Origin of the sequence: Curtobacterium sp. MCSS17_008 (assembly GCF_003234185.1) — a bacterium.
Lineage (GTDB): Bacteria > Actinomycetota > Actinomycetes > Actinomycetales > Microbacteriaceae > Curtobacterium.
In genome coordinates this window covers 63,287-86,862 of record NZ_QKSM01000006.1, presented here as the reverse complement: position 1 = coordinate 86,862, position 23,576 = coordinate 63,287, and the positions used below count along the sequence as shown (strand labels likewise).

Sequence of the window (23,576 nt, the reverse complement as noted above, 5' to 3'; positions counted from 1 at the left end):
CGACCCGGAGACACGGAACCACGCGCGAGCGGGCGGAAACGGAGCGCCCAGGTCGAGCGCGCCCACACACTCCGCCCGCTCGCCTCCGCCAGCACGACCCGGAGACACGAGACGCGCACGAGCGGGCGGAAACGGAGCGCCCAGGTCGAGCGCGCCCGCACGTTCCGCCCGCTCGCCTCCGCCAGCACGCGGGACGGCCGGGAGGCGCGGGTCGCCCCGGCCGCCCGGGGCGAGCACGTCAGGTGGCCGGGGTGGTCAGGCCCTCGGTTCCGTGACGAAGTCGATGAGCTCCTCGACGCGGCCGAGCAACTGCGGCTCGAGGTCCGCGAAGGTCCGCACCTGCCCGAGGATGCGCTGCCACGCGCGGGCGATGTCGGCCTGCTCCGCGTGCGGCCAGCCGAGGTGCTGGCAGATGCCCTTCTTCCACTCGATCGAGCGCGGGATCGTGGGCCACGCCTCGAGCCCGAGCCGCGCGGGCTTCACCGACTGCCACACGTCGACGAAGGGGTGCCCGACGACCAGCACGTGTGCACCCCACTTCCCCCGCATGACCGCCTCGGCGAAGCGGGACTCCTTGGACCCCGGGACGAGGTGGTCGACGAGCACCCCGACGCGCCGGTCGCGGGTGGGGCGGAAGTCGTCGAGGACGTCCGCCAGGTTGTCCACGCCGGAGAGCTCCTCGACCACGACGCCCTCGACGCGCAGGTCGGCGCCCCACACCTTCTCGACGAGCTCGGCGTCGTGCTTGCCCTCGACCATGATCCGGGAGGGCAGCGCCACCCGGGCACGCTGCTGCTCGACGGCGAACGAACCGGACGCGGTGCGGAGGCGACCACCGTCGGACGCGTGCCGCACGGCGGGCGCGACCCCGGGCCTCCCGTCCGACCCGACGGCGCGAGCCGGCGGCGCAGCCGCGGCAGACCGCCCCACCGGCGCCTGCGGGCGACCGAGCGTCACGAGCTCCCCCTCGAGCAGGAACTGCCCGGTGAAGGGGAACGCACGGGTGCGGCCCTTCCAGTCCTCCAGGGTGACGTTGCCCGCCTCGAGCCCCACCACGGCGCCCGCCCACCCGGAATCCGGGTCCTCGAGCACCATGTCGCGCTCGAGCGGCACCTGCCGCACCTTCTTGACACCCTTCGAGCGCCAGTCACCCGAGAGCACGTCGCTGCCGTACCGGTCGTCGTCCACCCGGGAAGCGTAGTGTCGACGGGTCCCGCAACGGCGCCGGATCCCTGGCGCGTCACGGCACGCGCCACGACCACCCCCGACCGGAAGGCCACACCGTGCGCGCAACCGTCATCCACGCCCCTCGCGACATCCGTGTCGAGGAGCGTGACACCCCCACCGTCATCGACCCCACCGACGCCGTCGTCCGCGTCACCGCCGCCTGCGTCTGCGGCTCCGACCTCTGGCCGTACCGCGGCGTCCGCGGCACGGACGAGCCCCGCGCCATCGGGCACGAGTTCGTCGGCGTCGTCGAGACGCTCGGCTCCGGCGTCACCGACCTCGCCGAGGGCGACTTCGTCATCGCACCGTTCACCACGAACGACGGCACCTGCCAGGCGTGCGCCCACGGCATGACGAGCGGGTGCGAGCACGGCTCGACGTTCGGCGTGACGCCCGATGCGTACGGCCACCCGATGGGCGGCGCGCAGGCCGAGTACGTCCGCGTGCCGGACGCCGCGGCGACGCTCGTGAAGGTGCCCGGCCCCGTCGACGACGACCTCGTGCCGTCGCTGCTCACCCTGTCCGACGTCTTCTCCACCGGGCACCACGCCGCGGTCTCGGCCGGGGTCGGCCCGGGCAGGACCGTCGTGGTCGTCGGGGACGGCGCGGTCGGTCTGTCGGCGGTGCTCGCGGCCTCGCGTCTCGGCGCCGAGCGGATCATCGCGATGAGCCGGCACGCCGACCGGCAGGCCCTGGCCCGCGAGTTCGGCGCGACCGACGTCGTCGCGACCCGCGGGGACGAGGGCGTGGCGGCCGTCCGCGAGCTGCTCGGCGGAGACCTCGCCGACTGCGCGCTCGAGGCCGTCGGGACCGCCGAGAGCATGGACCAGGCACTCCGCGTCGTCCGTCCCGGCGGGAACGTCGGGTACGTGGGCGTGCCCGCCGGCGACCCCGAGCTGCCGATGCCGTTCCTGTTCGCGAAGAACATCACGGTCGGCGGTGGCATGGCTCCGGCCCGCGCCTACATCGAGGAGCTGCTGCCCGACGTGCTCTCCCGCGCGATCGAGCCCGGCAAGGTGTTCGACCTCGAGCTGCCCCTCGACGACGCCGCCGAGGCGTACGCCGCGATGGACGAGCGTCGCGCGATCAAGGTGCTGCTGCGCCCGTAGCGCGCTGGGCAGGCCCGGCCCGCTCGCGTCCGCCGTCCGCGCGGCTCAGGCGTCCCGCACCGCGAGCACCCGGTGCGGGGCGGCCCGCTCGGCACGCCAGCCCGCGGGCAGCACCGCCTGCAACTCCGGCACGGTGAACGACCGGCGGATGGAGCGGAGCCCGTCCACCCGCACGAACGTACCGGCCGACACGAGCGGCGACGCCAGCGCGTACGCGCGGTAGGCCTGCCGCGACCGCCGGATGTCCGAGTGCAGGCTCCGCCCGGTCGCGAGCTGCTCCGAGTCCGCCAGGAACGCGGACCGGGCAGTGTCGTCGAGGTGGTGCAGCACGTGGTTCGACACGACGACGTCGAACCGCTCCCCCGCCGCCACGAGGTCCCCGCTCGACGCCTGTCGGAACGAGACCCCGCGGGTCGCGGTCCGCGTCGCCGCCGTGATCGCCCGGTCGTCCGGGTCGACGCCGACGACCTCGATCGAGAAGCCGTCGGAGCCCGCCCACCGGACCAGCGAGCGTGCCAGGTCGCCGCCGCCGCACCCGAGGTCGAGCACGCGAGCCCGACCGCTCGGCGGCAGCGCCGGGACGACGTGCGTCCGCCACGCCGCTCGCCACCCGCTGACGAGCGCGTTCACCACGGCGAACCGGCGGAACGTGCGGTCGAGCGTGCGCGGGTCACACGTCGGGTCGTCCATGAGCTCCTGCAGCTCGGCGTCCCGCACAGTCAGGTCGACGACGCGCGGAGCAGGCTCCCGCCCCGTCACGCCCCGACCGCCGTCAGCCTCGCGCTCTCCACCGTCAGACCGGGGCCGAACGCCACGGCGACGACCGGCGACCCCGCCGTCAGCCCCTGCTCGACCGCGTCGCGCAGCACGAACAGCACCGTTGCGCTCGACATGTTCCCGTGGTCCCGCAACACGGCACGGCTCGATGCGACCGCGCCGTCCGGCAGCGCCAGCGCGTCCTGCGCCCGGTCGAGGATCGCACGTCCTCCGGGGTGCACGGCCCAGACCGGCACGTCGGCGAACGTCTCCCCCTCGCCGAGCAACGGGGTGACCGCCGCGGGGACGTGCACGCCGACGAGCTTCGGCACGGCGGTCGAGAGCACCATCTCGAAGCCCTCGTCGCCGATGTTCCACGCCATCTCCGACGCCCCCTCGGGCACCGTCGCGGTCGCGAACCGTTCGATGCGGAGACCGGGGCCCCCGGCGGTCACGACGGCTGCCGCCGCCCCGTCACCGAACACGCTGTTCGCGACGATCTGGTCGGGGTCGTCGGAGGCCCGGACGTGCAGCGTGCAGAGCTCCGCGCAGACGACGAGCACGACAGCGTCCGGGTCGGCCTCGGCGAACGCGGCGGCGATGCGGAGCGCGGGGAACGCGGCGCAGCACCCCATGAAGCCGATGTGGTGGCGGAACACGCCCGCGGGCAGGCCGAGCTGGTCGACGACGTCGATGTCCGGGCCGGGTTGCGTTAACCCCGTGCACGACACCGTCACCAGGTGCGTGACCCGTGACGGCTCGACGCCGGCACGCTCGACGGCGTCCCGCGCCGCGGCCACGAACAACGCCGGCGCGAGGTCGCGGTAGCGGTCGTTCCGGGTCCCGGTGGAGGGCGACACGAGCGCGCCGGAGTCCTGGCGGAAGAGGCCGCCCGGGCGGGAGCTGTCGAGTTCCTCGACCACGGTGTGCCGGTGCTCGACGGCGGAGACGTCGAACGCCGCCGGGACGATGCGACGGCCGAGTCGACCGAGGTCCGGCTGGCCGGCGAACAGCTCCTGCACGGCCGCCTGGTCGAGGGTGGTGTCGGGTACGGCGGTCCCGATGGCGCGGATCGTTGCGGTCACTCCTCATCCTGTCACCGGGTCGCTGACGCGTCCCCAGGATCGCGGACCGGCACGACGACGGACCGACACGACGACGGACGGGAGGCACGTGGCGGGGTCCGCCACCCCTCCCTCGCGGGTTCGGTCGGCGCGCCCCGCGCAACGCTTCGCGTTGCCGCTGCGCGGGGCGCGCCCGTCCGTCTGTCGGTCGCGCTACGACTGCTGCGCGCGCTCCAGGACCAGCTCACGGACGCGGGCGGCGTCGGCCTGGCCCTTCATCGCCTTCATGACCGCGCCGATGATCGCGCCGGCGGCCTGGACCTTGCCGTCCTGGATCTTGGCGAGGACGTCGGGCTGGGCGGCCAGGGCCTGGTCGACCGCGGCGGTGAGCGCCGAGTCGTCCGAGACGACCTTGAGCCCGCGGGCCTCGACGACCTGCGCCGGCGAGCCCTCGCCGGCGATGACGCCCTCGAGCACCTGGCGCGCCAGACGGTCGGTCAGGTCGCCGGACTCGACGAGCGCGATCGTCTCGGCGACGTGCTGCGGCGAGACGAGGTCGCCCGCGGCGGCCTCCTGCGCGTTCGCGACGCGGCTGATCTCGCCCGTCCACCACTTGCGGGCGGCCTGCGGCGACGCACCGGCGGCGACCGTGGCCTCGACCTCGTCGAGCAGCCCGCCGTTGACGACGTCCTGGAACTCGAGGTCGCTGAAGGCCCACTCGCCCTTGAGCCGACGACGGCGCGCGACGGGCGCCTCGGGCAGGGACGCCCGGAGCTCCTCGACGACGGCGGGGTCCGGCACGACGGGGAGCAGGTCGGGCTCCGGGAAGTAGCGGTAGTCGTCGGCGTCCGACTTCGGGCGGCCGGCCGAGGTGCGCCCGGTGTCCTCGTGCCAGTGGCGCGTCTCCTGCGTGATCGTGCCGCCCGCGGCGAGGATCGCGGCCTGGCGCTGGATCTCGTAGCGGATGGCGCGCTCGACGGCGCGGAACGAGTTGACGTTCTTCGTCTCGGTCCGGGTGCCGAGCTCCGCCTGGCCCCACGGGCGCAGCGAGATGTTCGCGTCGCAGCGCAGGTTGCCGCGCTCCATGCGGGCCTCGGAGACGCCGAGCGCCCGGACGAGGTCACGGATGACCTGCACGTACGCGGCGCCGAGCTCGGGGGCGCGGTCCTTCGCGCCGAAGATCGGCTTCGTGACGATCTCGACGAGCGGGACGCCGGCGCGGTTGTAGTCGACGAGCGAGTACTCGGCGCCCTGGATGCGGCCCGTGGCGCCACCGACGTGGGTGAGCTTGCCGGCGTCCTCCTCCATGTGGGCGCGCTCGATCGGCACCTGGAAGATCGTGCCGTCGGCGAGCTCGACCTCGACCTCACCCTCGAACGCGATCGGCTCGTCGTACTGCGAGATCTGGTAGTTCTTCGGGTTGTCCGGGTAGTAGTAGTTCTTCCGGGCGAACCGCGAGGACTCGGCGATCGAGCAGCCGAGCGCGAGCCCCAGCTGGATCGAGTACCGCACGGCCTGCTCGTTGACGACCGGCAGCGACCCGGGCAGCCCGAGGTCGACCGGCGTGACGTTCGTGTTCGGCTCGCCACCGAAGAAGTTCGGCGCGTCCGAGAACATCTTCGTCTTCGTCGCGAGTTCGACGTGCACCTCGAAGCCGAGCACCGGCTCGAAACGCTCGAGCGCCTCGTCGAAGTCCATCAGCGCGTCCTTCTGCGCCATCAGATCACACCTTCCTGCGCAGCGGACTGCTGAGACTGGTCGAGGTCCGGGATGCTGTCGATGAGCGGGCGGCCCCACTGCTGTTCGAGCAGGCGCTCGAGCGCGGCGCCGTAGCGGTACAGGCGGGCGTCCTCGCGCTGCGGGGCCATGAGCTGCACACCGGTCGGCAGCGAGTCCTCGGGCGCGAGACCGTTCGGGATGCTCATGCCGGGGACGCCGGCGAGGTTCGCCGGGATCGTCGTGAGGTCGTTGAGGTACATCGACAGCGGGTCGTCGAGACGCTCGCCCAGGGGGAACGCGGTCGTCGGCGCCGACGGGCTGATGAGCAGGTCGACCTGGTCGAACGCGGCCGCGAAGTCGCGCTGCACCAGGGTGCGCACCTTCTGCGCGGAGCCGTAGTACGCGTCGTAGTACCCGGCGCTCAGCGCGTAGGTGCCGAGGATGATGCGGCGCTTGACCTCGGGACCGAATCCGACCTCGCGCGTCGCGGCCATGACGTCCTCGACCGTGGCGCCGCCCTCGGGCGTGACCCGGAGGCCGAAGCGCACCGAGTCGAACTTCGCGAGGTTCGACGAGGCCTCCGCCGGGAGGATCAGGTAGTAGGCGCTGATGGCGTAGGCGAATGACGGCGCGTCGATCTCCACGACCTCGGCTCCCGCCTGCTCGAGGATCGCCACCGTCTCACGGAAGCGCTGCGTGACGCCGGCCTGGAAGCCCTCGCCCCCGGCCAGCTCCTTCACGATGCCCACCTTGAGCCCACGCAGCGTGTCGGCCTGCAGGCCCTCGCGCGCGGCCGCGGCCATGGACGGCCAGACGTCCGGGATCGACGTGGAGTCCTTCGGGTCGTGCCCGCCGATGACGTCGTGCAGGAGCGCGGCGTCGAGGACGGTGCGCGACACCGGACCGATCTGGTCGAGGCTCGACGCGAGGGCGATCGCGCCGTAGCGGCTCACGCCGCCGTACGTCGGCTTGACGCCGACGGTGCCGGTGACGGCGCCCGGCTGGCGGATCGAGCCACCGGTGTCGGAGCCGAGGGCGAAGGGTGCCTCGTGCGCGGCGACCGCGGCGGCCGAACCGCCACCCGACCCGCCGGGGATGCGGTCGAGGTCCCACGGGTTGCGCGTCGGGCCGTACGCCGAGAACTCGGTGGTCGAGCCCATCGCGAACTCGTCCATGTTCGTCTTGCCGAGCGGCACGAGGCCGGCGGCGCGGAGCTTCGCGACCGGGGTGGCGTCGTACGGCGGGCGCCAGCCCTCGAGGATCTTCGAGCCGGAGGTCGTCGGCATGTCCTGGGTGCACAGGACGTCCTTCACGGCGATCGGCACGCCCGCGAGCGCACCGAGGTCGTCGCCCGCGGCACGGCGCGAGTCGATCGACTTCGCGACGGCGAGGGCGTTCTCGTTGACGTGCAGGAACGCGTGCACGTCACCGTCGACCGCTGCGATGCGGTCGAGGTGGGCCTGGGTGGCCTCGACGCTCGAGACGTCGCGCGCCACGAGGGCGTCCGCGAGCGCTGCGGCGCTGAGCTTGGTGATGTCGTCGGTCATCGTTTCGTCGCCTACTGTTCTTCGCCGAGGATCGCCGTCACACGGAACCGTTCGCCGTCGGAGTCCGGGGCGCCGGACAGCGCCTGCTCCTGGGTCAGCGTCTGCCCCACCACGTCGGGTCGGGTGACGTTGCCGAGCGGCACCGGGTGGCTCGTCGCCGGGACGTCGTCGGTCGCGACCTCGGCGACCTTGGCGACGCTCTCGACGATGTGCGACAGCTCCCCGGTCAGCTTCTCGATCTCGTCGGGCGTGAGTGCGATACGCGCGAGGTTCGCCAGGTGCGCGACCTGCTCGCTCGTGATGTCAGGCATGGTGCTCCGTCGATCGGTTCGTGGGATGCGCACCAGTCTATTGGCCGTGTCCGGCGGCGTCGCCACGCCTGGTGGGGCACGGACGCGCACGGTCGGCACCGGCACCGGCACCGGCACCGGCACCGGCGGAGCCTCGGGGTGCTCGCCCGCGCGGGTCAGTCGCGCGGCTGGAAGTCCTGCGGCCGCAGGAGGTACATGTCCGGTGCCGTCCGCGGGCCGCCGCCGCCGTCCTGGCCGCGTCGGGCATGGTGCCGCACGAGGTCGCCGCGTCCGACGGCGATGAGCGCGACGTCGTGCAACGACGCCGTCCCGGGCTTGAGGTAGTCGTTGTGCCCCTCCGGGCGTCGGAAGACCCCGTCGTCACGCGTCGTCGCGCCCGCGGACAGGTCGAGGAGCGTCGAGCCGAACCCCGGCGAGCCCGGATCGGTGCCGAAGTACCCGGAGCCGGCGATCGGGTCGCTGTGCGCGTCGCCGACGTAGACCTGTCCCGCGTGCACGGCGAGCTCCGATGCGGTGCGCACGTCGCTGCCGGGCGAGCCGAGCACGGTGAGCGAGTCCGCCTGCATGCGACCGGAGGAGAGCGCCATGAGCGCCGTCGTCGAGCCGTACGAGTGGGCGACGACGTTGAGCCGGGGCCGGTCGTCCCCGCGGACGGCGTCCAGCCCGTCGACCACCCGCTCGAGCCGCTCGGCGCCCGTCCGGGCGAGGCCGAGGGTCAGGATGTTCGACATGTCCGGCGTCCGGTACCCCATCCACGCCAGCACGGCGCCGCTCGTGGGGTCCGCGCCCGTGCCGCTCGCGGCGCGTGCTGACACGGTCACCTGTTCGTCGTACAGGTGACCGGCGGTGTCGGTGAAGTCGTGCATCTGCCCCGTGACGGTGAAGAACATCCCGGGGACGACCACCGTGACGTCGTGGGCGGTCCCGAGGTCGCCGACGGCGATCGCCGCCCGTCCGGACCCCCGCGTGTCGAGCACGACGAGGGACCGAGCCGCCTCGCCGGGTTCGCGGTGCAGAGCCGCCCGGACCTGCTCGAGCATCGCACTGCGTGCGGTGTCGGTCGTGGTACCGGCGTCGACGGAGGTGTCGGCGCCGCCGCCGGACGCGCCCGTCCCGAGGGACTCGTGGGCGAGGGTGAGTCGGTTCGCGCGGTCCCGGACGTCGTACGGCACACCGTCGAGGTTCCCGACCACGGACGGGGCGACTGCGGCGAGCCGGTCGCGGGTGGCGTCGGAGAGGCCCGCCCACCAGCTGGCGACCTCCGTCGCCGGCGGCGGACGGTCCTGCGCCGTCGCCAGGACGCGGTCGTCACGGTCGGCGCGTTCGAGGTCGCCGAGGTCGACGGTGACGAGGTCCGTCAGGAAGGCTCGGCCGTGCGCACGGGCGAGCACCTCGAGGCCCTCGTCCGCCGGGCCCTCGCCGCGGGCCGCGGGCCCCGACTCCGGTGACACCTCGGCGACGTGGGCACGCGAGGTGGCCGTGGGCGCGATGGGGGCCTCGATCACTCCCACCGAGTGCATCGAGGCGGTGAGCAGGGCCGCAGCGATGAGCAGCAATCAGGTCTCCCCCGGGAAGGCCGTCTCGTCCTCCCCCTCCAGGCGACGAGTGATGCCCTATCGAGTGTAAGGAGATCGCGCCCACGAGGGGGTCTGCGCTGCGACTTGCCCCTCGAACTGGGTACACCGGCAGGCGTGTCCCTCCGGTGGACCGCATCCCGGTGTGCCTGATCAGTCCGCGCTGTCCGCCTGGTCGTCGGGTGCCAGGGCGTCCGGCCCCTCGGTCACGAGCAGCCGGAACTGCTCGGCGTCGATGATGCGCAGACCGAGTTGCTCGGCCTTGGTCAGCTTCGACCCCGCGCCGGGACCGGCCGCGACGAAGTCGGTCTTCTTGCTGACGCTCGACGCGGCCTTGCCGCCCGCGGCGATGATGGCCTCCTGCGCACCCTCGCGGGTGTACCCCTCGAGTGAGCCCGTCGCGACGACGGTGACCCCGCTGAGGACACCGCCCTCGGCGGCAGCGCCGGGACCCGGGTGGTCGGGGGTGGTGAACTGCACGCCGGCCGCGGTCCACCGGTCGATGATCTCGCGGTGCCAGTCGACGGCGAACCAGTCGAGCAGGGCGTCGGCGATGATCCCGCCGACACCGTCGACCGCGGCGAGCTCCTCGCGCGAGGCGTTGCGGATCCGGTCGAGCGAGCCGAAGTGGTTCGCGAGGGCCCGCGCCGCCACGGGTCCGACGTGCCGGATGCTCAGCCCGACCATGATGCGCCAGAGCGGCTTCGTCTTCGCGGCCTCGATGTTCGCCAGCATCTCGAACGCGTTCTTCGACGGGTAGCGGCTCGGCTCGCCCGTGTAGTCCGCACCTCGCGCCGACGGGTCGAACGGCGGATCGGTCTTCTTGCGTGCACGACTGAACGGCGTGACGCGCTTCGGGGTCCCCTCGTCGTCGGACTTCTCCATCCCGGTCTCGGCATCGCGGACGATGACCTCGATCGGGACGATGTCCTCCATCGTCAGGTCGAACAGACCCGCCTCGGTCACGAGCGGCGGCTGCTCGGGGCGCAGCGGCTGGGTGAGCGCCGCCGCGGCGACCTCGCCCAGCCCCTCGATGTCGAGCGACCCGCGCGACGCGATGTGCTCCACGCGGCCGCGGACCTGCGCCGGGCAGCTGCGGGCGTTCGGGCAGCGGAGGTCCTTGTCGCCCTCCTTCGCCGGTGCGAGCGGCGTGCCGCACTCCGGGCACGCCGTCGGCATCACGAACTCGCGCTCGCTGCCGTCCCGGAGCTCCACCACCGGCCCGAGGACCTCGGGGATGACGTCACCGGCCTTGCGCAGGACCACGGTGTCACCGATGAGCACGCCCTTCGCCTTCACGACGTCCTGGTTGTGCAGTGTCGCCTGGCGGACCACGGAGCCCGCGACCTCGGCCGGGGCCATCACGGCGAACGGCGTGGCTCGACCGGTCCGGCCGACGCTGACGACGACGTCGAGCAGCTTCGTGTGGACCTCTTCGGGCGGGTACTTGTAGGCGATCGCCCACCGCGGGGCACGGGACGTCGACCCGAGCTCCTCGTGCAGGGCCAGGTCGTCGACCTTCACCACGACACCGTCGATCTGGTGCTCGACGGATGCCCGGCGCTCACCGGTGGACCGCACGAAGCCGATGACCTCGTCGACGGTGTCGAACACCCGGTAGTGCGAGCTCGTGGGCAGCCCCCAGGTCTGCAGCAGCTCGTAGACCTCGGACTGCGAGTGCACCTCGGTGTCCCGCTCGAGTTCGCGCACCGGCCAGGCGCCGATGCCGTGCACGAGCATCCGGAGTCGTCGCAGCCGGTCCACCATCAGGGCGCGCTTCGCCTCGGACTTGCCCTCCTCCTTCTGGCGGAGGGAGCCGGCGGCCGCGTTGCGCGGGTTCGCGAACACCCGCTCCCCCGCCTCGCGCTGCCGGGCGTTCAGCTCGTCGAACTGCTCGACCGGGAAGAAGATCTCGCCGCGGATCTCGACGATCGCCGGGTGCCCCTCGCCCGACAGGCGGTCCGGGATCGTGCCCATGGTGCGGACGTTGCCGGTGACGTCCTCGCCGACGACGCCGTCGCCGCGCGTCGCCGCCGACACCAGCCGACCGTGCTCGTACCGCAGGTTGATGGCGAGTCCGTCGATCTTCAGCTCGGTCAGGAACCGGACGCGCTCGGCCCCGGCGTCACGCTGGACCCTGACGGCCCAGTCGGTCAGTTCCTCGGGGCTGAAGACGTTGTCGAGGCTCAGCATGCGCTCGGCGTGTTCGACCGGCGCGAACTGCACGGTCTGGGCCTGCCCGCCGACGGTCTGGGTCGGGCTGTCCGGCGTCAGCAGGTCGGGGAAGCGCTGCTCGATCGCGTCGAGCCGGCGGACCATCTCGTCGTACTCGGCGTCGGAGACGGTCGAACCGTTCCCCTCGTAGTACTCGTGCCGCAGCTCGTTGACGCGGGTGCGGAGGCGGTCGACCTCCCGCTGGGCCTGGGCGGCGTCGAGGTCGGCCGGGGCCATCGTCTCGAACGTCGAGTCGGCGGAGTCGGCGGGCGTGGTCTCGCTCATGCCTCAGTTCTACCGTGCGCCGCCGACCCCGGCGCAGGACGGTCGGACCACGCGCACACCGTGGACGCCGCCCCGCCCCGCGCCGCCCGGACCACGCGCACACCGTCGACACACCGTCGACCTCCGGGCGTACCGGTCAGACGGCCGCCGGCACCGCCGACACGGTCCGGTCGATCGTGCACTGCCCGAGCACCCGCGTACCGACGTAGACGACGGCGGTCTGCCCCGGCGCGACGCCGGAGAGCGGCTCGTCGACGTCGATCACGAGCTCCCCGTCCGCCACCCGGGCGGTCGCGGGCACCGGGTCGGCGTGCGCGCGGATCTGCACGTCGCACGCGAAGGGCTCCGACGGGTCCGCCGGAGCGGTGCCGGCCCAGGTGAAGCGTGCTCCGGCCATCGACCGGACGTCGAGGGCCTCCTTCGGCCCGACGACGACGGTGTTCTCCTTCGGGCGGATCTCGAGCACGAAGCGCGGCTTGCCGTCCGGCGCCGGGCGGCCGAGGTGGAGGCCGCGGCGCTGCCCCACCGTGTAGCCGGTCGCTCCCTCGTGCTCGCCGACGACCGTGCCGTCGCGCTCCACGACCGCACCGGGCTCGGTACCCACCCGGTCGGCCAACCAACCGCGGGTGTCACCGTCCGGGATGAAGCAGATGTCGTACGAGTCGGGCTTCTGCGCGACGGTGAGCCCGCGCGCCGCGGCCTCGGCCCGGACCTCGTCCTTCGACGGGGTCGCACCGAGCGGGAACATCGCGTGCTCGAGCTGCTCGGCCGTCAGCACGCCGAGCACGTACGACTGGTCCTTCGCCCACGCGGCGGAGCGGTGCAGCTCGCGCGAGCCGTCCGGACCCGTGAGGATCGAGGCGTAGTGGCCGGTGCAGACGGCGTCGAACCCGAGCGCGAGGGCCTTCTCGAGCAGCGCCGCGAACTTGATCCGCTCGTTGCAGCGCATGCACGGGTTCGGGGTCCGGCCGGCCTGGTACTCGGCGACGAAGTCGTCGACGACGTCCTCCTTGAACCGCGCCGAGAAGTCCCACACGTAGTACGGGATTCCGAGCGCCGAGGCCGCACGCTGCGCGTCCATCGAGTCCTCGATGGTGCAGCAGCCGCGGCTGCCGGTCCGCAGGGTGCCCGGCATCCGGCTCAGGGCCAGGTGCACACCGACGACGTCGTGCCCCGCGTCGACGGCCCGCGCCGCGGCCACCGCCGAGTCGACCCCACCGCTCATCGCCGCCAGTACACGCATGCGTCCAGGGTAACTCCGCGACCGGCGTACCGTGGCTCGACGATGACGAGCACCACGAACGACGCCTTCGACCGCCGCGGCGTCCTGCTGTCCGGGTTCCTCCCCGCGGCGCTCTTCGCGATCGGCGAGGGGGCCATCATCCCGATCATCCCCATCGCGGCCGACTCCCTCGGCGCGAGCCTGGCCTTCGCGGGCTTCGTCGCCGCGCTCATCCTGGTCGGCGAGCTCATCGGCGACGTGCCCTCCGGCGTCGTCGTCGGCCGGATCGGCGAGCGGAACGCGATGATGGGCGCCGCGGTCGTCTCCGTCGTCGGTCTGCTCGTCTGCGTCGTCTCGCCGAGCCCCTGGGTGCTCGCGGTCGGGGTGTTCCTGGTCGGCGTCTCGACGGCGGTCTTCGCGCTCGCCCGGCACGCCTACATGACGACCGCGATCCCGCTGCGCATCCGCGCCCGCGCGCTCTCGAGCCTCGGTGGCGTGTTCCGCTTCGGCTACTTCGTGGGACCGTTCGTCTCGGCCGGCGTCGTCCACCTGACGGGGACGACGCAGAGCGCGTTCTGGATCCACGTCGTCTGCTGCCTGGCGGCGGCGGTCGTGCTCCTCGTGCTCCGCGACCCCGCGACGGGCGTCCGCGGTCTGCGGTTGCCGAGCCGCGCCTCCCGTCCGGACACGACGACGGCCGCTCCGGAGGCGACCTCCCGGACGGCACCCGTCCCCCATCCCGACGAGCCGCCGACCGACACCGGCGCGCAGTTCGTCGAACGCGAGGCCACCGGCCTCTTCCGCACCATCCGCGACAACCGCGCCGTCCTCGCGCGACTCGGCAGCGGCGCCGCGCTCATCGGGGCGCTCCGGGCGGGGCGACAGGTCATCCTCCCGCTCTGGGCGGTCAGCGTCGGGTTGGACGACTCCTCGGCGGCGCTCGTCATCGGCATCGCCGGGGCCGTCGACTTCGCGCTCTTCTACACCAGCGGCCAGATCATGGACCGGTGGGGACGGCTGGCGAGCGCGCTGCCGTGCATGCTCGGCCTGGCGATCAGCTACTTCCTGCTCGCCTGGAGCGGCCACCTGGACGCGAGGGTCGGCTGGTTCGTCGCCATCGCCATCGCCATGTCCCTCGCGAACGGCGTCGGCAGCGGCATCCTCATGACGCTCGGCGCGGACCTCGCTCCGCGGGGCAACCCGGCCCCGTTCCTCGGGGCGTGGCGCTTCACGGGCGACTTCGGCTCGGCGGCCGCGCCCCTGGTCATCTCCGGCGTCACGGCCGTCGCATCGCTCGCGCTCGCGAGCGGGGTGATGGGGGTCCTCGGCCTGGTCGGCGCGGGGATCCTGCTGCGGTACGTGCCGCGGTACCTGCCGCGCCAGCTCCGGTGACGGAGCGGACGGGAGGCGCGGCTCGCGTCCGCCCGGCGGGTGGCGCTCGGTAGACTGCCGCTGCTCGCGGGAGTGGTGGAATCGGTAGACACGCAGGATTTAGGTTCCTGTGCCCCAGGCGTGAGGGTTCGAGTCCCTCCTTCCGCACCGGTGGTCGGCGGGCCGGCGAAGTCAGCCTGACGGCGGATGGGCGTCGCGACCACGGACGGTACCCTCGTCCCGCGGGAGCCTTCCCCGTGCCGCCGCCTCCAGGACCGGAAGAACCATGCACGCCGTACCCCTCGCACTGATCCCGTGGCTCGACCCGAACCACATCCTGACGGACTTCGGAGCGTTCGCCGTCCTCGCGGTCTGCGTGATCGTCTTCGCGGAGACGGGCCTGCTGGTCGGCTTCATCTTCCCGGGCGACAGCCTGCTCGTGATCACCGGGCTCTTCGCCTTCCAGCAGGGCGGCAGCCTCGGCGGCATCCCGATCTGGGTGGTCGCGCTGCTCATCGGTCTCGCTGCGTTCCTCGGCGGGGAACTCGGGTACTACATCGGCAAGAAGGCCGGCCCGCCGATCTTCGAGCGCAAGGAGAGCGGGTTGTTCTCGAAGGAGAACGTCGACCGCACCAACGCGTTCTTCCACCGCTTCGGGCCGCTCGCGGTCATCCTCGCCCGGTTCGTCCCCGTCGTGCGCACCTTCGCGCCGATCGCCGCGGGTGTCGGGCGTATGAACTACAAGAAGTACTCGCTGTACAACGCCGTCGGCGCCGTCGTCTGGGGTGTCGGCGTGACGTTCCTCGGGTACTTCCTCGGCTACATCCCCCCGGTGGCCGACCTCGTCCGCAACTACATCGACGTCATCCTCATCCTCGCCGTCGTCGTGACGGTCGTCCCCGCGGGTCTGCACTACTGGCGCACCGCGCGCAGGGCGAAGCACGCCGCCGAGGCCGAGGCGGCCGCCGCCGGGGGCCCGGTCCGTCCGGCGGGGCAGTAGGGCGGCAGCCGCTCGTCACCCGGGCTCCGACGCGCCCGGCGGGGCAGTAGGGCGGCAGCCGCTCGTCACCCGGGCTCCGACCCGTCCGGCGCTCGCGTGCCTCCGTCAGACCCCGAAGTACTCCCGCACGATCGGCGCGATCCCGCGGAACGCCTTCGACCGGTGGCTCAGGGCGTTCTTCTCGTCGCGGCTGAGCTGCGCCGCCGACCGGTCCGCGTCGTCCGGCTGGAAGACGGGGTCGTACCCGTGGCCGCCGTCCCCGACCGGTGCGGTCAGGACCTCGCCGTTCCAGACCGCCTCGAACAGGTGCTCCGTGCCGTCCGGCGTGACGAACGCCGCTGCGCAGACGAAGGCGGCGGTCCGTTCGACCACGCCCTCCAGGTTCTGCAGCAGCAGCGCGATGTTGTCCGCGTCGACCCGGGTCCCCGCGTACCGGGCCGAGTGGATGCCGGGCGCACCGCCGAGCGCGTCGACCGCGATCCCGGAGTCGTCGGCGAGCGCCGGCAGCCCCGTGTGCGCGACCGCGGCGCGAGCCTTGATGAGGGCGTTCGCCGCGTAGGTGTCGCCGTCCTCGACCGGTTCCGGGCCGTCGTAGCCGACGAGTTCGACGCCCTCGCCGAGCGCCTCGCCGAGGATCCCGCGGAGCTCGACGACCTTGCCCTGGTTGTGGGTCGCGAGGACGACCGTGCGGGCGGTCACGCGAGCCCCAGCACGTCGCGCTGGATCGCCGCGAGGGACCGGTTGCCCGCCAGGCCGAGGTCGAGCAGCGTGTTCAGCTCGTCACGGTCGAACGGCGCGTGCTCGGCCGTGCCCTGCACCTCGATGAACTTCCCGGAGCCCGTCGTGACGATGTTCATGTCGGTGTCGGCCGCGGAGTCCTCGGTGTACGCCAGGTCGAGCATCGGCTCACCCCCGACGATGCCGACCGAGATCGCCTGGACGCTGTCGGTGAGCGGCGTGGCCTTCTTCGCGATGAAGCCCTTGTCGCGGCCCCACTCGATCGCGTCGGCCATCGCGACGTAGGCACCGGTGATCGACGCCGTGCGGGTGCCGCCGTCGGCCTGCAGCACGTCGCAGTCGATGACGAGGGTGTTCTCGCCGAGGCCCTTCATGTCGACGACGGCGCGCAGCGACCGCCCGATGAGCCGCGAGATCTCGTGCGTGCGTCCGCCGACCTTGCCCTTGATCGACTCACGCTGCATGCGCTCGTTGGTCGAACGCGGCAGCATCGAGTACTCCGCGGTCACCCACCCGGTGCCCTTGCCGGCCATCCACCGCGGGACGCCGTTCGTGAAGGAGGCCGTGCAGAGCACCTTCGTGTTGCCGAACGAGATGAGCGCACTGCCCTCGGCCTGCGTGCTCCACCCCCGTTCGATGCTGACCGGACGGTGGTCGGAGGCGCTGCGGCCGTCGATGCGGGTGCTCATGGGGTCCTTTCGGTCCGGGGCAGCGTGATGCTGTCCGGCAACGGGATGCTGGCGGTCTGGAGGTGTCCGACGCTCGCGACCTCGGGGCCGAGGAAGCGTCGCGCGAGCCGGATGAAGCCGTTCTCGTCGTCGCCCGTCGCCTGGAAGGCGTAGGTCGGTGGTTCCGGGGTGGTGCGTTCGAGCCCGTGCTCGACGAGTCGCCGGTACACGTCGTTCGCGGTCTCCTCCGCACTCGACACCAGGGTGACGTCCGGGCCCATCACGTACTGGATCGCGGCGGACATCAACGGGTAGTGCGTGCAGCCGAGCACGAGCGTGTCGACGTCGGCGTCGCGGATCGGTGCGAGGTACTGCGCGGCGACCTCGCGGAGCGCCGGCGACGAGGTGTCCCCGGCCTCGACGAACTCGACGAACCGCGGACACGCCGCGAGCGTCAGGGTGACGTCCGCTGCCACGGCGAACGCGTCCTCGTACGCCCGGGAGGCGATCGTCCCCACCGTCCCGATCACACCGATCCGGCCGGTCCGCGTCTGCTTCACGGCGGCGCGGGCGGCGGGCTGGATCACTTCGACGACGGGGATGCCGTACGCCTGCTCGTACCGTTCCCGTGCGTCACGCAGCACGGCGGAGGACGCGGTGTTGCACGCGATCACGAGCGCCTTGACGCCCTGGTCGACCAGGTCGTCCATCACCTCGAGCGCGTACCGCCGGACGTCCGCGATGGGCTTGGGTCCGTACGGCGAGTGCACGGTGTCCCCGACGTACCGGATGCTCTCGCGCGGGAGCTGGTCGATGATCGCCCGCGCCACCGTGAGCCCACCGACCCCGCTGTCGAAGACTCCGATCGGTGCATCCGTCACCCGACAAGCGTACCGAGCCGCACCCCGGTCCCCCACCGCGAGCGGGTGGAACCCGTCCGGACCACACCGCGCAGGTAGCCGGTTCCGCCCGCTCGCCGACCGGGAGGCGCGAGCGGGTGGAACCCGTCAGGACCACGCCGCGCAGGCAGCCGGTTCCGCCCGCTCGCAGACCGGGAGGCTCGACTCAGCCCCGCGCACCTCCCCGCGCGCACTCCCCACCCGCACGACCGGCGCCGCCCCGCCTCCGGGGTCCGCACCTTCCGGGAGGCGCGCCTTCCGGGGTCCGCGCCTCCCGGGATCCGCGCCTCCCCACCAGCGCGTCACTACAGTCGGTGAGGTGACCAGCGCGCTCCTCACGGACCAGTACGAACTCACCATGGTGGACGCCGCCCTCAAGGACGGCACCGCCGATCGACGCTGCGTGTTCGAGGTGTTCGCCCGCCGCCTGCCGGACGGCCGCCGGTACGGGGTGGCCGCCGGTCTCGGGCGCTTCCTCACGGCCCTGACCGAGTTCCGGTTCGGCGACGAGGAGATCGCGTTCCTCCGCGACCGCAACGTCATCGACGAGGGCACCGCCCGCTGGCTCGCCGACTACCGGTTCACCGGCGACGTCCGCGCCTACCGCGAGGGCGAGGTCTTCTTCCCGAACTCCCCCGTGCTGCAGGTCGAGGGCACCTTCGCCGAGTCGGTCGTGCTCGAGACCCTGGCGCTGAGCATCTTCAACGCCGACTCGGCCATCGCAGGCGCCGCCGCCCGCATGGTCTCCGCCGCCGACGGCCGCCCCCTCGCCGAGATGGGGTCCCGCCGCACGGGCGAGTGGAACGCCGTCGCCGCCGCCCGCGCCGCCTACATCGCCGGGTTCGGCGCCACGAGCAACCTCGAGGCCGGCCGCACGTGGGGCATCCCGACCATGGGCACCGCGGCGCACGCCTTCACGCTGCTGCACGACTCGGAGGAGGCGGCGTTCCGCTCCCAGCTCGAGGCCCTCGGCGACGGGACGACGCTGCTCGTCGACACGTACGACATCGAGGCCGCCGTCGAGACGGCCGTCAGGCTGACGAACGGCCGCCTCGGCGCCGTGCGCATCGACAGCGGCGACCTGCCGAGCGTCGTCGCTGCGGTGCGCGCCCAGCTCGACCGGCTCGGAGCCCCGGCGACGAAGATCACGGTCACGAACGACCTCGACGAGTACACGATCGCCGCCCTGCGCGCCGCCCCGGTGGACTCGTACGGCGTCGGCACGAGCGTCGTCTCGGGCTCCGGGCACCCGGCCGCGGGCATGGTCTTCAAGCTCGTCGCGCACCAGACGCCCGCCGGGGACGAGTGGGTGCCGGTCGCGAAGAAGTCGGCGGACAAGGCCTCGACGGGCGGACGGAAGGAGGCCGGTCGTCGCCTCCGCAACGGCATCGCCACCGCCGAGGTCGTCCTGACCTCGGGACGTGTCGGCCCCGACGAGCGTCCGCTCCTCGTGCCCGTGGTCGAGCACGGCGAGGTCGACCCGGCCTTCCTCGGCGTCACCGGGGTCGAAGCCGCGCGGGCACACCACAAGCGGGCCAAGGCCGAGCTGCCGGTCGACGCGTCACGCATCGGCCGTGGCGACCCGGCGATCCCGACCCTGGTCATCTAGACCGGGGCTACTCCGCCTTCATCTTCTCGTAGATGGCCTTGCAGTCCGGGCACACCGGGAACTTCTCGGGGTCGCGCCCGGGCACCCACTTCTTCCCGCACAGGGCCTTCACCGGCTTGCCCGACAGCGCGGACTGCAGGATCTTGTCCTTCTTCACGTAGTGCGAGAAGCGCTCGTGATCACCGGGCTCGATCGCCTCTTCCTCGAGGAGCTTCTCGAGCTCGCGGTCCATCACGTCGAGGCCGCCACCGGGTTCCGTCATGCTCATGACACCAGGGTACGACGGTGCGGCTGACGCCGCGCGACGGCCTGGAGGGACGGTGCACGCCCGCCCCGCGCCTCCCGTCCGACGGACGGTCGCGGACCGGGGCGGTCCCGGTGACCCGCGCCGCGCCTCCCGGCCGCGCCGCGCTCAGTTCCGCTGCGCGGCGGCGAGCAGGTCGGGGCCGTGGCGGTCGAACAGCCGACCCCCGACGACGATGCCGACGACGAGCACGACCAGGCCGACGGCGACACCCACGACCAGCGTCGCCGTCGCCCACGGTTCGGGCCCATCGAGCGCGGTGAGCACCGCGAGCCAGACCGCGGGCACGAGTGACACGAGGATGCCGACGACCATGGTGGTCTGCGCCACCGCGGCCGTGCTGCCCGCGGCCTGCGGCTGCTGAAACGGGTGGTCGCCCGGGCGCACCGTCGGGTACGGCAGGAGGACCGACACGACGCTCGACAGGCCGAGGCCGGCGAGGAGCGCCCCCACCGCGACACCGGTCAGCACCGGGAACGCCGTCCAGTCACCGAACAGGGACGCGGACACCGCCGCGCCGGCGACGACGAGCGGCAGCCCGACGACGAGCACCGGCACGAGCCGGCCGAGACGGTCGCTCCAGCCCGGCGCACCGGACGCCACGTGCAGCCAGACGGCGGTGTTGTCGTAGGAGACGTCGTTGTGCGGCAGGAACCCGGCGATGAGCGCCATGAGCGGCAGCGGCACGAGCGCCGTCCACTGCCACGGAACGCCGGCGACGCCGAGCGGCAGCACGACGATCGGCACGAAGACGATGACCAGGTAGGACATCCGGTACCGCGGGTCGCGCGCCCAGTAGGTCAGGGCGCGCGCCGCCACGGCGCCGACGGGGTTCGACCCGAGTCGGTCGAACCAGCCGAGACCGCGGTAGCGGCGGGTCGTCGCGCGGCCGTCGACGGCTTCGAGGGCGCGGCCGACGAGCGCCCACCACGCCCACGCGAGCAGGGCGACGACGACGACCGCGACGAGGAGCTTGAGCAGCCCCTCGGTGACGCGGCCGCTGGCGACGTCCGCCGGCACGGCCCACGCCGCGCCCCACGGCGTCCAACCGGCCACGTCGGCCACCCGCTGCAGCTCGGCGCTCGCGGGGTCGAGCCAGTCGGAGCGGAGCAGGAGCGACGCGACGGGCAGTCCGAGCACGACGATCACCAGGCCGGCGAGCCAGCCGGCGTCCCGCGATCGGTGCGACCCGACGAAGGTGGCTCCGACCGCCGAGCCGACGCGCACGAACAGGGCGCAGGTCGCCACACCGAGCAGTGCGGCGACGAGGGCGAGGACGGCGGTGCCACCGCTCCGTGACCACGTGCCGACCTGGCCGACGGCGACGACCGCGACCGCGAGCACCGGGACGCCGACGAGTCCGGCGACCCCCAGTCCGACCGCCAGCCGACGACGGTCGATGCCGAACACCGCGAAGCGGCGCGGGTCGAACTGGTCGTTCCGACCGACGACGAGCGGCACCAGGGTGAACGCCAGGGTGACGAAGGTGCCGACCGGCACCGCGATCGAGCGGGCGACCTCGGTCGGGGTCGCCCGCAGGGCGAGCAGCTCCCCTGCGACGAACACCGCGGCGACCAGCCCGAGCAGGCTCCCGAGCACGACGAGCACCGACCGCCGGGCTCCCCCGCGGACCTCGCCCGCGAGCAGGTCGACCCTCAGTCGGAGAAGCTGTGCAACCATTCCATGCTCTCTGCCACGACGCGGCCGCCCGCGAGTTCGACGAACTTGTCCTCGAGGCTCTTGCGCCCGCGGACCTGGGCCATGGTCCCGGAGGCGAGGACCCTGCCGCCGACGATGATCGCGACCGAGTCGCAGGTGCGCTGCACGAGCTCCATGGAGTGGCTGGAGAGCACCACCGTGCCACCACCGCGCGTGTACCGCCGGAGGATCTCGGTGATCGTCGCAGCGCTCACCGGGTCGACCGACTCGAAGGGCTCGTCGAGCACGAGCACGCGGGGCGAGTGGATGAGCGTCGCGGCGAGCGCGATCTTCTTGGCCATGCCCACCGAGTAGTCGGCGACCTGGCGCCCGAGGGCCTCGCCGAGTCCGAACGCCTCGGCCAGGTCGGCGCTGCGCTTCCGTGCGGTCGCGCCGTCGAGTCCGCGGAGGGTGGCCGAGTAGTGCAGGAGCTGGCCGCCGGTGAGCCGGTCGAACAACCGCAGCCGGTCGGGCAGGACGCCGAGCGCGCGCTTGGCGGCGGCCGGGTTGGACCAGACGTCGTGGTCGAGCACCGTGACGGTGCCCGCGTCGGGACGGAGCAGGCCGGTGACCATCGACAGGGTCGTCGTCTTGCCGGCTCCGTTCGGCCCGACGACGCCGAAGATGGAGCCCTGGCGGATCTCGAGGTCGACCTCGTCCGCAGCGAGGGTCTGGCCGTAGCGCTTCACGAGCCCGCTGGCCCGGAGCACGACCGGTTGCTGCGGCTGAGCGGGCTGCGCGGCCGCGGCCGTCGCGGTGGGCTGCCGCTTCGGGCTGCGCTTCTTCTTCGGGGTGGTCGACGCGTCCTCACGACCCCCCGCCACCTGGGTGTCGCTGTCGGACGTCGACGACGGGGCGGGTCCGTCGGGCGACGCTGCCGGTCCGCTCGACGAGGACGCGGCGGCACCGTTGGCCGCTGCGACGCCGGGTCCGGTCGGGCGCGAGGCACGGCCCCTGCCCTTGCCCTTGCCCTTGCGCGGCATCCGACCGGTGCTCGTCGCCGCGGTGCCCCCCGGTGCCGCTCCCGGTCGATCGCCGCCCGTACGCTGCTCGGCACCGGCCGGGCGCTCCTCGGCGGGCTGGTCGACCACCGTCGCCGTCGCGTCGTCGCTCATGTCGTCGTCATCGGAGGCGTCCCGCGCATCCCCGTCCCCCTGGTCGTCGTCGGCCTCGTCCCCGGACGGGTCCTCCGCCTCGGTCAGCCAGGCGGCGTCGGACGTCGCGTACACGTCGTCGTCATCAGCTGCAGCCACCGCCCCACCGTACCAACGTGGTCGAGGGGTCCGGGACGGGCCGTCGGCAGTGTCACGAATTGAGTACGAAGCGCGCAGACCCGTACCCCGGTGCGCGCTCGTTCCGTATCATTCACCAGGGCACGACGGAGTGTTCACCACTTGGAAACCTGCTCGGACGGGCGTCCCGTGGCCGCTCGTCCCCCACTCGACAGTGCAGGATGCGCGGGCTCTCGGCGAACTCGGACCCTCCGCGAGCAGACTCGACCAGGCCCGCCCGTGCCCCACGCGGCGCGCGGGCGGACACCAGAAGGGACCAGCATGACCACGCAGATCGTCATCCTCGCAGCGGGGATGGGCAGCCGGCTCGGCCGCAGCCTGCCGAAGCCGCTGACCGAACTCAGCGACGGCCGCACCATCATGCAGCAGCAGTTCGACAACATCCGCGCCGCCTTCGGTTCGAGCGCCCGGGTGACGATCGTCGTCGGCTACAAGTCGGAGTACATCGTCGAGGCGTTCCCCGAGGCGAACTTCGTCTACAACGAGTCCTACGACTCCACGAACACCTCGAAGAGCCTGCTGCGCGCCCTCAAGGCCACCGGCAAGAGCGGCGTGCTCTGGATGAACGGTGACGTGGTCTTCGACCCGCGCGCCCTCGTGCGTGCCGCGGACATGATGGACCAGGACCGTTCGTTCGTCAGCGTCAACACCGAGAAGGTCTCCGACGAGGAGGTCAAGTACACGGTCGACGCCGCGGGCTGCATCAAGGAGCTGTCGAAGCGGGTCGTTGGCGGCCTCGGCGAAGCGGTCGGCATCAACTACGTCTCGTCGTCCGACAAGCAGGCCCTCATCCGCCAGCTCGGTCGTGTGGACGACCAGGAGTACTTCGAGGGCGGCATCGAGGCTGCCATCGCCGAGGACGGGCTACGCTGGTCGCCGATCGACATCTCCGACCTGTACGCGGTCGAGATCGACTTCGCCGAGGACCTCGAGCGCGCGAACGACCTGTTCGCCTGAACCCCCGTCAGG

At 72.8% G+C, this 23,576-nt stretch carries 19 protein-coding genes, 1 tRNA gene and 1 pseudogene; 6 read left to right on the top strand and 15 right to left on the bottom strand.

The annotated features are described in order from the left end of the window. Positions 1-255: 255 nt before the first annotated feature. Positions 256-1,188 (bottom strand): DUF3097 domain-containing protein, encoded by a 933-nt coding sequence (locus DEJ23_RS08595; protein ID WP_111239844.1) that lies wholly within the window; start codon positions 1,186-1,188, stop codon positions 256-258. Positions 1,189-1,283: 95 nt separating this feature from the next. On the opposite strand from DEJ23_RS08595, the gene DEJ23_RS08590 reads away from it, so the two are divergent. Next, positions 1,284-2,336, top strand: coding sequence for a zinc-dependent alcohol dehydrogenase family protein (locus DEJ23_RS08590; RefSeq protein ID WP_111239843.1), 1,053 nt, complete (start codon positions 1,284-1,286; stop codon positions 2,334-2,336). Between the two features lie 45 nt (positions 2,337-2,381). Here DEJ23_RS08590 and DEJ23_RS08585 read toward each other — a convergent pair whose 3' ends face one another. The 8 genes from DEJ23_RS08585 to mnmA form a co-directional block, all read right to left on the bottom strand. Next, positions 2,382-3,053 carry a methyltransferase domain-containing protein gene (locus tag DEJ23_RS08585; protein WP_258375370.1) on the bottom strand — a complete coding sequence of 224 codons (672 nt, stop codon included), beginning with the start codon at positions 3,051-3,053 and terminating at the stop codon, positions 2,382-2,384. 38 nt (positions 3,054-3,091) lie between these two features. Continuing rightward, positions 3,092-4,177, bottom strand: coding sequence for a type III polyketide synthase (locus DEJ23_RS08580; RefSeq protein WP_111239842.1), 1,086 nt, complete (start codon positions 4,175-4,177; stop codon positions 3,092-3,094). Between the two features lie 192 nt (positions 4,178-4,369). Then, positions 4,370-5,875: an Asp-tRNA(Asn)/Glu-tRNA(Gln) amidotransferase subunit GatB gene (gatB, locus tag DEJ23_RS08575; protein WP_111239841.1), complete on the bottom strand. Its 1,506-nt coding sequence runs from the start codon at positions 5,873-5,875 to the stop codon at positions 4,370-4,372. After that, a complete protein-coding gene (gene gatA / locus DEJ23_RS08570; protein ID WP_111239840.1) occupies positions 5,875-7,422 on the bottom strand; it encodes an Asp-tRNA(Asn)/Glu-tRNA(Gln) amidotransferase subunit GatA in 1,548 nt (515 codons plus the stop codon). The genes gatB and gatA overlap by 1 nt, the downstream gene beginning before the upstream one ends. An 11-nt stretch (positions 7,423-7,433) precedes the next feature. Further along, positions 7,434-7,733: an Asp-tRNA(Asn)/Glu-tRNA(Gln) amidotransferase subunit GatC gene (gene gatC, locus DEJ23_RS08565; RefSeq protein ID WP_058728900.1), complete on the bottom strand. Its 300-nt coding sequence runs from the start codon at positions 7,731-7,733 to the stop codon at positions 7,434-7,436. A gap of 155 nt (positions 7,734-7,888) precedes the next feature. Next, positions 7,889-9,289, bottom strand: coding sequence for an alpha/beta hydrolase (locus tag DEJ23_RS08560; RefSeq protein ID WP_111239839.1), 1,401 nt, complete (start codon positions 9,287-9,289; stop codon positions 7,889-7,891). 171 nt (positions 9,290-9,460) lie between these two features. Then, the gene (gene ligA / locus DEJ23_RS08555; RefSeq protein ID WP_181429183.1) at positions 9,461-11,806 is read right to left on the bottom strand and encodes an NAD-dependent DNA ligase LigA; all 2,346 of its coding nucleotides are present in this window, start codon (positions 11,804-11,806) and stop codon (positions 9,461-9,463) included. Between the two features lie 136 nt (positions 11,807-11,942). Beyond that, positions 11,943-13,049, bottom strand: a complete 1,107-nt coding sequence (gene mnmA / locus DEJ23_RS08550; protein ID WP_111239838.1) for a tRNA 2-thiouridine(34) synthase MnmA — start codon at positions 13,047-13,049, stop codon at positions 11,943-11,945. A gap of 42 nt (positions 13,050-13,091) precedes the next feature. Here mnmA and DEJ23_RS08545 point away from each other — a divergent pair, with 42 nt between their 5' ends. The 3 genes from DEJ23_RS08545 (at position 13,092) to DEJ23_RS08535 (ending at position 15,399) form a co-directional block, all read left to right on the top strand. Then, the gene (locus tag DEJ23_RS08545) at positions 13,092-14,420 is read left to right on the top strand and encodes an MFS transporter (RefSeq protein ID WP_111239837.1); all 1,329 of its coding nucleotides are present in this window, start codon (positions 13,092-13,094) and stop codon (positions 14,418-14,420) included. 66 nt (positions 14,421-14,486) lie between these two features. Continuing rightward, positions 14,487-14,567, top strand: a tRNA-Leu gene (locus DEJ23_RS08540). Between the two features lie 118 nt (positions 14,568-14,685). Then, on the top strand, positions 14,686-15,399 hold the full coding sequence (locus DEJ23_RS08535) for a DedA family protein (protein WP_111239836.1): 714 nt from the start codon (positions 14,686-14,688) through the stop codon (positions 15,397-15,399). Positions 15,400-15,504: 105 nt separating this feature from the next. Here the strand turns inward: DEJ23_RS08535 and rdgB are convergent, their stop codons facing one another. The 3 genes from rdgB to murI are packed head-to-tail and all read right to left on the bottom strand — an operon-like array spanning position 15,505 to position 17,686. Next, a complete protein-coding gene (gene rdgB, locus DEJ23_RS08530; protein ID WP_111239835.1) occupies positions 15,505-16,098 on the bottom strand; it encodes an RdgB/HAM1 family non-canonical purine NTP pyrophosphatase in 594 nt (197 codons plus the stop codon). Then, a complete protein-coding gene (rph, locus tag DEJ23_RS08525) occupies positions 16,095-16,826 on the bottom strand; it encodes a ribonuclease PH (protein WP_111239834.1) in 732 nt (243 codons plus the stop codon). Before rph ends, rdgB begins: the two co-directional genes overlap by 4 nt. Continuing rightward, positions 16,823-17,686 carry a glutamate racemase gene (gene murI, locus DEJ23_RS08520; protein WP_111239833.1) on the bottom strand — a complete coding sequence of 288 codons (864 nt, stop codon included), beginning with the start codon at positions 17,684-17,686 and terminating at the stop codon, positions 16,823-16,825. The genes rph and murI overlap by 4 nt, the downstream gene beginning before the upstream one ends. A 331-nt stretch (positions 17,687-18,017) precedes the next feature. On the opposite strand from murI, the pseudogene DEJ23_RS08515 reads away from it, so the two are divergent. Continuing rightward, a pseudogene (locus tag DEJ23_RS08515) lies at positions 18,018-19,313 on the top strand (nicotinate phosphoribosyltransferase); the annotation flags it as partial. Positions 19,314-19,320: 7 nt separating this feature from the next. On the opposite strand, the gene DEJ23_RS08510 reads toward DEJ23_RS08515, so the two are convergent. The 3 genes from DEJ23_RS08510 to DEJ23_RS08500 form a co-directional block, all read right to left on the bottom strand. Further along, positions 19,321-19,581, bottom strand: coding sequence for a DUF3039 domain-containing protein (locus tag DEJ23_RS08510; RefSeq protein ID WP_111228526.1), 261 nt, complete (start codon positions 19,579-19,581; stop codon positions 19,321-19,323). A gap of 144 nt (positions 19,582-19,725) precedes the next feature. After that, positions 19,726-21,297 carry an ABC transporter permease gene (locus tag DEJ23_RS08505; protein ID WP_146240236.1) on the bottom strand — a complete coding sequence of 524 codons (1,572 nt, stop codon included), beginning with the start codon at positions 21,295-21,297 and terminating at the stop codon, positions 19,726-19,728. Continuing rightward, positions 21,273-22,568: an ABC transporter ATP-binding protein gene (locus tag DEJ23_RS08500; RefSeq protein ID WP_258375368.1), complete on the bottom strand. Its 1,296-nt coding sequence runs from the start codon at positions 22,566-22,568 to the stop codon at positions 21,273-21,275. The genes DEJ23_RS08505 and DEJ23_RS08500 overlap by 25 nt, the downstream gene beginning before the upstream one ends. 300 nt (positions 22,569-22,868) lie before the next feature. On the opposite strand from DEJ23_RS08500, the gene DEJ23_RS08495 reads away from it, so the two are divergent. Further along, the gene (locus DEJ23_RS08495; RefSeq protein WP_111239830.1) at positions 22,869-23,564 is read left to right on the top strand and encodes an NTP transferase domain-containing protein; all 696 of its coding nucleotides are present in this window, start codon (positions 22,869-22,871) and stop codon (positions 23,562-23,564) included. Positions 23,565-23,576: the final 12 nt, after the last annotated feature.

Bases quoted from the DNA above. Each gene is read 5' to 3' on its own strand.
- gatB (WP_111239841.1), bottom strand. From the start codon at position 5,875: ATGGCGCAGAAGGACGCGCTGATGGACTTCGACGAGGCGCTCGAGCGT.
- gatA (WP_111239840.1), bottom strand. From the start codon at position 7,422: ATGACCGACGACATCACCAAGCTCAGCGCCGCAGCGCTCGCGGACGCC.
- gatC (WP_058728900.1), bottom strand. From the start codon at position 7,733: ATGCCTGACATCACGAGCGAGCAGGTCGCGCACCTGGCGAACCTCGCG.
- ligA (WP_181429183.1), bottom strand. From the start codon at position 11,806: ATGAGCGAGACCACGCCCGCCGACTCCGCCGACTCGACGTTCGAGACG.
- mnmA (WP_111239838.1), bottom strand. From the start codon at position 13,049: ATGCGTGTACTGGCGGCGATGAGCGGTGGGGTCGACTCGGCGGTGGCC.
- DEJ23_RS08545 (WP_111239837.1), top strand. From the start codon at position 13,092: ATGACGAGCACCACGAACGACGCCTTCGACCGCCGCGGCGTCCTGCTG.
- DEJ23_RS08535 (WP_111239836.1), top strand. From the start codon at position 14,686: ATGCACGCCGTACCCCTCGCACTGATCCCGTGGCTCGACCCGAACCAC.
- rph (WP_111239834.1), bottom strand. From the start codon at position 16,826: ATGAGCACCCGCATCGACGGCCGCAGCGCCTCCGACCACCGTCCGGTC.
- DEJ23_RS08510 (WP_111228526.1), bottom strand. From the start codon at position 19,581: ATGAGCATGACGGAACCCGGTGGCGGCCTCGACGTGATGGACCGCGAG.
- DEJ23_RS08505 (WP_146240236.1), bottom strand. From the start codon at position 21,297: ATGGTTGCACAGCTTCTCCGACTGAGGGTCGACCTGCTCGCGGGCGAG.
- DEJ23_RS08495 (WP_111239830.1), top strand. From the start codon at position 22,869: ATGACCACGCAGATCGTCATCCTCGCAGCGGGGATGGGCAGCCGGCTC.